The organism is Klebsiella sp. Sb-30, assembly GCF_057652795.1.
On the sequence record NZ_CM172749.1, the window covers coordinates 4687761 to 4699214 of the forward strand.

Here is an 11454-nt window from a genome sequence, read left to right on the forward strand (position 1 = left end):
CAGCCGCGGAACAGAACATCTGGAGAATACTACATGGCACACTACAGCTTAACGCCGCGCGTCCACGTGCTGGCTGAACGTTTACTCTCACATAAAAGCACCCTGTGCACCGAGCATGCCGCCACGTTGAACGCCCTTGATGGCGATATCGCGGGCATTCCCGCCGCCGTCAAGCCGGCGCGTCGTTTCTATGAGTTGATGCGCCAGCTGCCGCTGTGCATCAGCCCCGATGAGCTCATTGTCGGCGACCAGACCCGCAAACCGCACGGGGCAATTTTTCACGATGAAAGCGCCGCGCAGCGTCCGTCGGCGTTCCGTTTCCTGAATCTCAGCAGCGACCTGGACTCCCCGGATTACCGGCTGATTGTTGAAAAAGGCGCGCTGGCGATTAAACACCAGCTGGAAGAGAAAACCCGCAGCCTGGGTAGCGCCGTCAGCCGCAGCGGTATGGATGAAGTCAACGGCTGCCGGGCCGCCATTTACGCCTGCGACGCCCTCCTCGCCCTGGCGCAGAATCTGGCCACCAGCGCCGAAACGCTCGCGGCGGCGGAAAGCAACCCGTACCGCCAGGCCGAGCTGCTGGAGAGCGCGGCGATTCTGCATCACGTTCCGGCCCACCCGGCACGTAACTTCAAAGAGGCCTGCCAGGCATTTTATCTGTTTCAGCTGGCGCTGCAGCTGGACAACGGCAGCTATGCGGTAAACCCGGAAGGTGCCGATAAGGCTCTGCTGCCGTGGTATCAGCGCGACATCGCCAACGGCACCCTGACGCCGCAACGGGCCTATGAAATCGTTGAGTGCCTGTGGTTCAAACTGGCACAGCTGAGCGAAGTCCGCGCCGCCTGCGCCATCGACGGCTACCCGATGTTCGACGCCCTGCGCCACGGCGCCAGCCTCGATGACCCCAGCACAATCATCAACGAACTTTCCGCGCTGTTCCTCTGCGCACAGCGGAATCTGAGCGCGCTCAATCTGCCGGTGCGTCTGTTCCACGGCGAACAAAAGGTCTCCGCCGCGCCGTTTGCCGCCTGTAGCGAAACGACAACAGCAGAAGGGCTGACTCCGCGCATGCAGCGCCTGCGCAACCACTACCTGACGGTACGCCCGAGCGTCTCTATCTATCGCGCGCTGGCCTTTACCGAGGTGGTGAAAGCAAATCCGGGTATGCCGACCATTCTGCTGCGCGCCAAAGCTTTCCGTCACGCCTGCGAAACCGCGCCGATCCTGATTCAGGACGATGAGCTGATCGTCGGCCATCCGTGCGGCAAGCCGCGCGCCGGGGCCTTCTCGCCGGATATCGCCTGGCGCTGGGTGCGCGACGAACTCGATACCATGAGTACCCGACCGCAGGATCCGTTTGAGATCAGCGAAGAAGATAAGAAAACCATCCGCGAAGAGATCGTTCCGTTCTGGGAAGGCCGCTCGCTGGATGAGATCTGTGAAGCCCAGTACCGCGAAGCGGGCGTGTGGGCGTTCAGCGGCGAAACCTTCGTCAGCGACCTCTCCTACCATCAGATCAACGGCGGCGGCGATACCTGCCCGGGCTATGACGTGCTGCTGTTCAGCAAAGGGATGAACGGCATTAAAGCCGACGCGGAGGCGCATCTTGCCAGCCTGAGCATGGAAAACCCGGAAGATATCGACCGCATCTACTACTACAAGGCGGCGATTGAAACCTGCGAAGGGGTGATTAACTATGCGCATCGCATCGCCGCGCGCGCCCGTGAGCTGGCCGCTATTGAGCAAAACGCCCAGCGTTGCGCCGAGCTGCTGACCATTGCCGAAGTGAACCAGAACGTCCCGGCGAACCCGCCGAAGACTCTGCAGGAAGCGCTGCAAAGTATCTGGACCGTGGAGTCGCTGTTTGAAATTGAAGAGAACCAGACCGGCCTGTCGCTGGGCCGCGTGGACCAGTACTGCTACCCGATGTTTGAAGCCGATATTCGCGAAGGCCGCCTGACTCACGAAGCTGCGCTGGAGCTGCTGCAGGCGTTTATCATCAAATGCGCCGAGCTGATGTGGATGTCGAGCGAGCTGGGGGCGAAATACTTCGCCGGTTATCAGCCGTTTATCAACCTGACCGTTGGCGGTCAGAAACGCTCCGGCGGCGATGCCTGTAACGACCTGACCTATCTGATTATGGATGCCGTGCGCTTTGTGAAGGTTTACCAGCCGTCGTTGGCCTGCCGTATTCACAACCAGTCGCCGCAGAAGTACATGGAAAAAATCGTCGACGTCGTCAAGGCGGGGATGGGCTTCCCGGCCTGCCACTTCGATGACTCCCATATCAAGATGATGCTGCGTAAGGGCTTCGATTTCGAAGATGCCCGCGACTACTGCCTGATGGGCTGCGTCGAACCGCAGAAATCCGGCCGCATCTATCAGTGGACCTCCACCGGCTACACCCAGTGGCCTATCGCCATCGAGTTCGTCTTAAACCGCGGCCGGATGGTGCTGTTTGATAGCTATCAGGGGCTGGATACCGGCGACCTGCGTGAGCTGCGCACCTTCGAAGAGTTTGACGCGGCGGTGAAACAGCAGATTGCCCATATCGTCCGTCTGTCGGCAATTGGCACGGTGATCAGCCAGCGCGTGCACCGCGACGTGGCGCCGAAACCGCTGATGTCGCTGCTGGTGGAAGGCTGCATGGAGAGCGGCAAAGACGTCGCCGCCGGCGGCGCGATGATCAACCACGGCCCGGGGCTGATCTTCTCCGGTCTGGCGACCTACGTCGATTCGATGGCGGCGATTCGTAAGCTGGTGTTCGAAGATAAGAAGTACACCCTCGAACAGATGCGCGATGCGATGCTGGCGAACTTTGAAGGCTTTGAGGCCCTGCGCCGCGACTGCCTGAACGCGCCGAAATACGGTAACGACGATAACTACGTTGACCAGTACGCGCTGGATATTACCGAGTGGACCGAGCGCGAGTGCCGCAAGTACAAAATGCTCTACTCCACGCTGAGCCACGGCACCCTCTCTATCTCCAACAACACGCCGATTGGCGAGCTGACCAACGCCACGCCGAACGGCCGTCTGGCATGGATGCCGCTTTCCGATGGTATCAGCCCGACGCAGGGGGCGGATAAGCAGGGTCCAACCGCCATCATCAAGTCAGTCAGCAAGATGAACGTGGAGACCATGAATATCGGCATGGTGCATAACTTCAAGTTCCTCAAAGGGTTGCTGGACACACCTGAGGGTCGCCATGGCCTGATTACCCTGCTGCGCACGGCATCGATTCTCGGCAACGGTCAGATGCAGTTCAGCTACGTCGATAACGAAGTGCTGAAAAAAGCCCAGCAGGAGCCGGAAAAATATCGCGACCTGATCGTCCGCGTCGCCGGCTACAGCGCCTACTTCGTTGAGCTGTGCAAAGAGGTACAGGACGAAATCATCAGCCGTACGGTGATTGAGAAGTTCTGATAAACACGGACGTTTTTGGACACGGATGTCCCGATCGTTTTACTGGAGGTATGTGTGAGCGCAAAACAAGAATTAACCGGACGAATATTCAATATTCAGAAATATTCGATCTACGACGGCGATGGCATTCGCACGCTGGTTTTTTTCAAAGGCTGCAATATACGCTGCCCATGGTGCGCTAACCCGGAGGGGCTGAATAGCCAGTTCCAGGTCATGTTCTCGCACGACAAATGCATTAACTGCGGCGACTGCGTCAATGTCTGCCCGGCCGGCATTCACTATCGGGCAGAAGAAAACGGCGAGATGAAGCATTTTGTCGACCGTAATAAAGACTGTATTGGCTGCCGCAAATGCGAAGAAATTTGTACCCAGAACGCGCTGGATATTATGGGTAAAGACGTCACCGTCAGCGAGCTGATGGACATCATCATGCAAGATTATGACTTCTACATTGCTTCCGGCGGCGGCGTGACCATCGGCGGCGGTGAAATGAGCCTGCAAACCGATTTTGCCGTGGCGCTGTTCAGCGAATGCAAAAAGATGATGCTCAATACCGCCATCGAAACCCAGGGCACGACCCCGCTGGCCAATTATCAAAAGCTGGCGCCGGTGACCGACACCTTCTTATTCGATATTAAGCAAATAAACAGCGAACACCATAAAGCGTTATTTGGCATCGGCAATGAAGGTATTCGCCGCAATCTGGAATGGCTGGTGGACTCCGGCGCTAACGTGATTATTCGCATGCCGCTGGTGCGTGGATATAACGACTCATTTGATGCCATTACCGGGGCTATTGATTACGTGCAGAAACTGGCGAAGCGCGGAAATATCCGCCGCATCGACATGCTGCCGTACCACCAGCTGGGCCGCAAAAAATACGAGCGCCTGGATATGCCCTACCCCATTACCCAGGACCCGTCTTATTCGTCCGAAGAGCTGAACCAGCTGGAGACGTTCTTCACGCAGTTTGATTTTGATATTCGCTTAGTCCGCCATTAACAGGAGCCGACAATGAAAAGTTTAGGCGTAATTGAAACGCGAGGGCTGGTCACCGCCATTCAGGCCGTAGACGCCGCCTGTAAAGCCGCAGGCGTGACCTGCATTGGCTATCGCAAAATCGGATCGGGGCTGGTCAGCGTCTGCTTCGAAGGCGAGATCAGCGCCATCCACACCGCCATTGAGCGCGGCGTCGAGGTGGCGGGCGCTGCGCAGCACGTCAAGTCGCTGGTCATCGCCCGTCCGGAACCCTGCGTGGTGGCGGCGCTGAGTCATCTGAAAGGCCGCCCGGAGGCAAAACCGGTCGCGAACCACGCCGACATGAAAAACGAGGACCTGAAAAACGCAGTGCCGGCAGCGATGGAAAAAGTCGAGCCGCAGACGCCGCCTTCCCCGCCAGCGCCGGGGGAGCCGGAAGATAAAAATGCCGCGATGAAGAAAGGGAAGAAGGCATGATCGACACCCTGCTACATGAAAAAATCACCGCCCGACTGACGCGCTGCGCGCCCGATATCCCGGTCGGTATCTCTAACCGTCACGTTCATCTGTCTCAGCAGGATGTCGAGGCGCTGTTTGGCCAGGGTTATACGCTGACGCCGTTTAAACCCCTGCGCCAGCCGGGGCAGTTTGCCGCCCAGGAGTGCGTGACCGTCGTCGGCCCGAAGGGCTCGCTCGCTCAGGTTCGCGTCCTCGGGCCAACCCGCCCGGTGACTCAACTGGAAATCTCCCGCGCCGACTGCTTTACCCTCGGCATCAAAGCGCCGGTTCGCGAATCTGGCCAGCTGGAGAACGCGGGTAACGCGCTGCTGATCGGCCCGGCCGGCCACGTCGAACTGCGCTCTCAGGTGATCTGCGCCTGGCGGCATATCCATATGTCGCCGCAGGATGCGCAGCAGTTGAATGTCGCCAATGGCCAGAAGGTGAGCGTCCGCAGCAACGGCGAACGCCAGCTGACCTTCGACGAAGTGGTGGTGCGGGTGCGCGATGACTTCGCGCTGGAGTTTCATATTGATACCGAAGAAGCCAACGCCGCCGGACTGAAAAACGGCGCGCAGGTCACGCTCATCGCTTAACGGAGGCCAGCCATGACCGACGAACAGATGGAATACCTGGTGGAACGCATTATCCAGCGTCTGCGGCCGCCGGTGCTGGTGATGGTTGGTCCGGCCGCGGGCTATCGCCAGGCCATCCGCAGCCGTCTGGCGGGATGCGGACAGCGTCTGCAGCTGGCGCTGGACGAAAGTGTGACGGATGCCGCGCTGTGGCAGGCGGTCGGTGAAACGCTGCCGTCCAACGCCTGGCAGGAAGCGCTGCCGTCGACAGCCTGGCGGGCCGTAGTTGTGCCGTTTCTCGACTATCCGCTGGCGGCCGATCTGGTTAACGGCACCTTGCAAAACCCGCAAGCCAGACGATTGCATGCTGCTCTGCTTACCGGCACGCCGGTACTGGCGCTGCGCTATCACTGCGATCCGGCCAGCGAGTTAAACCAGCTGCGCGGAGCAGATAGCACGACGCCCTACGCCGGACATATGCAGTCCACGTTGACGCGGCTGACGGCATGCGGTGTCACGCTGTGCACCATGAATGAGCTACTGGCGAAGCTGGCAGCAGGAACGGAGGCGCCCGCTCAGGCACCGACCGCCGGCGCGCGGCGTTATCTCACTGTCACAGACATCGTGAATAATCCGGCGCTGGCCTGTGCCCCCGCAGCGCAGTTAACCGATGCCGCTATCGATTTTTTGAAAAACAGAAAAAAAGAACCCTACCTTAATAAATAGATCCGGAGTTTATTATGTCTTCAAAAACAAAATGTTGGCTATGGATGCTGTTGGTTATCCTTTCGGAAACCTCGGCCACTTCCACCCTGAAAATGTTCGGTAGCAGCGAAGGGACCACCAAAATGCTGCTGCTCGGGCTGCTGGTGCTGCTGTACTGCACCTGCTACTACTCCCTTTCCCGCGCGGTGAAAGATATTCCCGTTGGCCTGGCGTACGCCACCTGGTCCGGTACCGGGATTCTGGTGGTTTCGACGCTGGGGATGGCATTTTACGGTCAGCATCCGGACACCGCGGCGATTATCGGCATGGCCGTTATCGCCAGCGGCATCGTTATCATGAATCTGTTTTCCAAAATGGGTAGCGAAGAGAGCGAAGATACGCCAGTTAAACCGGTTGCTTCACCCTCATCCCTGGACAAAAAAGTCGCCAACTAACGAAAAAGGAATCGCATATGTTTAATCTCGGATTTTTATGGTTGGCGCTGTCTATCGGCTCCGAAATCACCGGTACCTCGATGATCAAAAAGACCAACGGCTTTAGTAAACTGGCGCCGTCGGTACTGGTGGTCTGCGCCTACGGCCTGTGCTACTTCGCCCTCACTCGCGCGATGAGCACGATTCCGGTGGGCGTCGCCTACTCGCTATGGTGCGGCTTTGGCATCGTCGGCGTCACCATCTGCTCGATGATCCTCTACAAGCAAAAACCGGATCTGCCGGCGATCCTCGCCATGGTGCTGATTATTTCCGGCGGCATCATCATGAACGTCTTCTCCAGCATGTAAGTTTCGCCTGCGCCTTCATTGAGTTCGATGAGGGCGCAAAAACCGCACTCAATGACATGTTATTGCCGCAATAAAAAAAACAAAAAACCATCGCCTGCTAATCAAATAATCAATAACGCTAAAAACACGACCAACGTCAAATTTTGCTGCTCCGTTTAGCCATAAATAACTTTTTGTGATTTTAATCGTAGTTATTTTCTCATTTTGCCTTATTTTTATCACATCCCTTCACCTACAGAGGACGATGTAATGACGCAAAAATCGATTTATCGCCTCATTGCCCAGGGCGGCCTGGACGACTGGTATAATTTGGATCACCGTATCTCCAACGACTTCCCTCGTTAATTCTCCGCTGCTGTTTACCCTCTAAATAAAATTAATTTAGCACTGCGTTTAGTCGCTATTTGTTGCGCCTGTTATTTGTCGCCAAATAGCCAAACGCGGCACAGCATTCCCATGGAGAAAATAAATGAAACGCATCCCTGAGCCGTTCCGCATTAAAATGGTCGAAAACATTCGCATGACCACCTTTGACGATCGCGTCAAAGCCCTGGCAGAAGCAGGCTATAACCCGTTTTTGCTCAATAGTCAGGACGTTTATATCGACCTGCTGACCGACTCCGGCACCGGCGCGATGAGCGACCATCAGTGGGCCGGGCTGATGATGGGCGATGAGGCTTACGCCGGGTCGCGTAACTATCAGCACCTGTGCGAGAAGGTAAAAGAGATTATCGGCTATCCGTACACCATTCCGACCCACCAGGGGCGCGGCGCAGAGCAGATTCTGTTCCCGAGCCTGATTGCCCGCCGCAAGTCGGCGCATCCGGTGTTTATTTCTAACTTCCATTTCGATACCACCGCCGCCCACGTCGAACTCAACGGCGCGAAAGCGATTAACGTAGTGACGCCAAAAGCCTTCGACACCACGTCGTGGTACGACTGGAAGGGCAATTTCGACATTGATTTGCTGAAAGCGACTATCGCCGAACATGGCGCAGAAAATGTGGCGGCCATCATTACCACCGTCACCTGTAACAGCTCTGGCGGCCAGCCGGTATCGCTGGCGAATATGCGCGAGGTATATCAGATTGCCCGCCAGAATAATATTCCGGTGGTGATCGACTCCGCCCGCTTCTGCGAAAACGCCTGGTTTATCAAACAGCGCGAAGAGGGTTACGCCGATAAATCGGTGAAAGAGATTATTCTCGAGATGTACCAGTACGGCGATATGCTGACCATGTCTGCCAAGAAAGACCCGATGGTGAATATCGGCGGCCTGTGCTGTTTCCGCGATGACGAAGAGCTATTCAACGAAGTGCGTATTCGCTGCGTACCGATGGAAGGCTTTGTCACCTACGGTGGTCTGGCGGGACGCGATATGGAGGCGCTGGCTATTGGTCTGGAAGAAGGTACCAACGAGGATTACCTCGCTTATCGTATCAATCAGGTGGAATACCTTGGCGAACGCCTGCGCGAAGGCGGCATTCCGATTCAATATCCGACCGGCGGTCATGCGGTATTCGTTGATGCGAAACTGCTGCTGCCGCATATCCCGGCGGAGCAGTTCCCGGCGCACGCGTTAAACAACGAGCTGTATCTGGAGGCGGGTATCCGCAGCGTGGAAATCGGCTCCCTGCTGCTCGGCCGCGACCCGGAAACCGGCAAGCAGAAGGCCTCGCCGATGGAGCTGCTGCGCCTGACCATTCCGCGCCGCGTTTATACTAACGATCATATGGACTATATCGCTGATGCGCTGATTGCCGTTAAGGCCCGCGCCGCCACGATTAAGGGCCTGACCTTTACCTATGAGCCGCCGGTATTACGCCACTTCGTCGCCAGACTGAAACCGGTGAAATAACCCAACCCCGGGCGCTCTCGCAACGGGAGCGCCTTTAATTTCGCATACAGAAAAATAAGCTCAATCGCTCGGGTTGCGTCTCGGTAGCCGTTTTCCCGCAACCTGTTACTTAATATATAGCCACGTGAGGAATAACCTTATGGCTACATTATCGGTCACAAAAGCGGTCTCAAAAAATACGCCATCGCTTATTGGCGGGGCGATGATTATCGGCGGCACTATTATTGGCGCAGGCATGTTCTCATTACCAGTGGTCATGTCCGGCGCCTGGTTTTTCTGGTCTCTGCTGGCGTTGGTATTTACCTGGTTTTGTATGTTGCATTCGGGGTTAATGATCCTCGAGGCGAATCTGAATTATCATATTGGCGCCAGCTTCGACACTATTACGAAAGATTTACTGGGCACCGGCTGGAATATTATTAACGGCCTGACCGTGGCCTTCGTATTATATATTTTAACCTATGCCTATATATCCGCCAGCGGTTCGGTTATTCAGCATACTTTTGCGCAAATGCATCTCGCGGTTCCCGCGCGCTCAGGCGGCCTGGCGTTCGCGCTGGTCGTCGCCTTTATCGTCTGGCTGAGCACTAAAGCGGTCAGCCGGATGACCACCATCGTACTAGGCGCCAAAATTCTCACCTTCTTTATGACCTTTGGCGGTCTGATGTGGCACGTGGAGCCCGCGATTCTGTTCAATCGCGCGGAAGCGAATGCGTCGTATCTGCCCTACGTGCTGATGACGCTGCCGTTCTGTCTGGCGTCCTTTGGCTATCACGGCAATGTCCCCAGCCTGATGAAGTACTACGGTAAAGACCCGCAGATCATTCGCCGCTGCCTGCTGCTCGGCACGCTGATGGCACTGGTGCTGTATATTATCTGGCTGGTCGGTACGATGGGCAATATTCCGCGTCCGGCGTTTATCGATATCGCCGGGAAAGGCGGCAATATCGACGTGCTGGTGCAGACGCTAAGCGGCCTGCTGAACAGTTCAAGCCTGGATTTACTGCTAACCGTCTTTTCCAACTTCGCCGTCGCCAGTTCGTTCCTTGGCGTCACGCTCGGCCTGTTTGATTATCTGGCGGATCTGTTTAAGTTCGACGATAGCCGTCAGGGGCGCTTTAAAACCGCGCTGGTCACCTTCCTGCCGCCCATTGTCGGCGGGCTGCTGTGGCCCAACGGTTTTATCTATGCCATCGGTTTCGCCGGTCTCGCCGCCACCGTCTGGGCCGCTATTGTTCCCGCCCTGCTGGCGCGCGCCTCGCGCAGGCGTTTTGGTAGCCCTGCCTATCGGGTCTGGGGCGGCAATGCCATGATTATCCTGATTTTATGTTTCGGTGGCGCCAACGCGATCATTCATATTTTATCCAGCTTTAACCTGCTGCCGGTGTATCGCTAACTAAAAACCGCTTTCACTGCCGCCGCGTTTCGTGGCAGGATAGTCCGATGAACAGAATCGTCGTCATTGTCCGCCCATATCGTTGGTGGCTGCCTGCATAACAGGCGGCACGATTCACATATCCATTTTAAAGCCGCCGGAAGGCGGCTTTATCGTTTCTCAGCGACGTCTTTCGGCTTAACAGCATCGTAAGGAGTCTCTGATGAATACCAACCCGACCATTCTTACCGGCGATCGCCCCACCGGCCAGCTGCATCTCGGCCACTACGTGGGATCGCTCCGCCAGCGCGTACAGCTGCAGCACGATCATCAACAGTTTATCCTGATCGCCGATCTGCAGGGATTAACCGATAACGGCAGCGACCCGCAGAAAATCAGCAGCAATATCTTTGAAGTGATGGCCGATTATCTGGCGGTAGGTATCGATCCGCACAAAACCACGATTTGCCTGCAATCAGCGCTGCCTGCCCTGGCGGAACTGAGCGCGCTGTATATGAATATCGTCACCGTCGCCCGCGTCGAGCGTAACCCGACGGTCAAAAGTGAAATCGCCCAGAAGGGATTCTCCCGTTCACTACCGGTCGGTTTTCTGGCCTATCCCATTAGTCAGGCGGCCGATATCACCGCGTTTAAGGCCGGTCTGGTACCGGTTGGCGACGATCAGCTGCCGATGATCGAACAGACCAATGAGATCGTCCACAAAATGAATAGCCTGACCACGACGCCGGTACTGCAGCACTGCCGGGCGCTGCTCAGCGATGTCAGCCGCCTGCCGGGCATTGACGGCGGCGCCAAGATGTCAAAATCGCTGGGCAATACGCTCACGCTCTCGGCCAGTGAAGAGCAGATTCATCGTGCGGTCGGCGCCATGTATACCGACCCGACCCATCTGCGGGTCAGCGATCCAGGCCGAATCGAAGGCAATGTTGTCTTTACTTACCTTGATGCTTTCCATCCCAATCCTGCCTTTGTCACCGAGATGAAGGCGCATTATCAACGCGGCGGGCTGGGTGACCGACAGTGCAAAAACGCGCTGGAGGAGTGTCTGCAGACGCTGCTGGCGCCCATTCGCCAACGCCGGGCAACGTATATTGCGGATAAAGGAATGTTGCTGGAGCTGCTGCGTCAGGGGAGCGAGCGGGCGCATCGCCTCACGCAGCAAACGTTGCATGAGGTAATGCGCGGATTAGGATTGCCGGTTCTGTTCTGAGCGCCG

At 56.7% G+C, this 11454-nt stretch carries 11 protein-coding genes; all 11 read left to right on the forward strand.

Features of this window, described 5'->3' with window-relative positions; all coding sequences use genetic code 11:
- Positions 1–33: 33 nt before the first annotated feature.
- The 11 genes from cutC (at position 34) to trpS (ending at position 11448) form a co-directional block, all read left to right on the forward strand.
- A complete protein-coding gene (gene cutC, locus AC236I_RS21955; RefSeq protein ID WP_431684660.1) occupies positions 34–3426 on the forward strand; it encodes a choline trimethylamine-lyase in 3393 nt (1130 codons plus the stop codon).
- A 54-nt stretch (positions 3427–3480) separates the two neighbouring features.
- A complete protein-coding gene (gene cutD, locus AC236I_RS21960) occupies positions 3481–4428 on the forward strand; it encodes a choline TMA-lyase-activating enzyme (protein WP_004857478.1) in 948 nt (315 codons plus the stop codon).
- A 12-nt stretch (positions 4429–4440) separates the two neighbouring features.
- Positions 4441–4881, forward strand: a complete 441-nt coding sequence (locus AC236I_RS21965; protein WP_487608634.1) for a BMC domain-containing protein — start codon at positions 4441–4443, stop codon at positions 4879–4881.
- Positions 4878–5498 carry a phosphate propanoyltransferase gene (locus tag AC236I_RS21970; protein ID WP_032716498.1) on the forward strand — a complete coding sequence of 207 codons (621 nt, stop codon included), beginning with the start codon at positions 4878–4880 and terminating at the stop codon, positions 5496–5498. Before AC236I_RS21965 ends, AC236I_RS21970 begins: the two co-directional genes overlap by 4 nt.
- Before the next feature lie 12 nt (positions 5499–5510).
- Positions 5511–6203, forward strand: coding sequence for a hypothetical protein (locus AC236I_RS21975; protein ID WP_487608635.1), 693 nt, complete (start codon positions 5511–5513; stop codon positions 6201–6203).
- A 14-nt stretch (positions 6204–6217) separates the two neighbouring features.
- Positions 6218–6637, forward strand: coding sequence for a DMT family transporter (locus AC236I_RS21980; protein WP_004857468.1), 420 nt, complete (start codon positions 6218–6220; stop codon positions 6635–6637).
- 17 nt (positions 6638–6654) lie between these two features.
- Positions 6655–6984, forward strand: a complete 330-nt coding sequence (locus tag AC236I_RS21985) for a DMT family transporter (RefSeq protein ID WP_004857466.1) — start codon at positions 6655–6657, stop codon at positions 6982–6984.
- A gap of 249 nt (positions 6985–7233) precedes the next feature.
- A complete protein-coding gene (gene tnaC, locus AC236I_RS21990; RefSeq protein WP_004098218.1) occupies positions 7234–7329 on the forward strand; it encodes a tryptophanase leader peptide in 96 nt (31 codons plus the stop codon).
- Between the two features lie 124 nt (positions 7330–7453).
- Positions 7454–8842, forward strand: a complete 1389-nt coding sequence (tnaA, locus tag AC236I_RS21995; RefSeq protein ID WP_004857462.1) for a tryptophanase — start codon at positions 7454–7456, stop codon at positions 8840–8842.
- Between the two features lie 139 nt (positions 8843–8981).
- Positions 8982–10238, forward strand: a complete 1257-nt coding sequence (gene mtr / locus AC236I_RS22000) for a tryptophan permease (protein ID WP_487608636.1) — start codon at positions 8982–8984, stop codon at positions 10236–10238.
- A gap of 202 nt (positions 10239–10440) precedes the next feature.
- Entirely contained in the window at positions 10441–11448 is a 1008-nt protein-coding gene (gene trpS / locus AC236I_RS22005; protein WP_004857455.1) for a tryptophan--tRNA ligase, read from the forward strand.
- Positions 11449–11454: the final 6 nt, after the last annotated feature.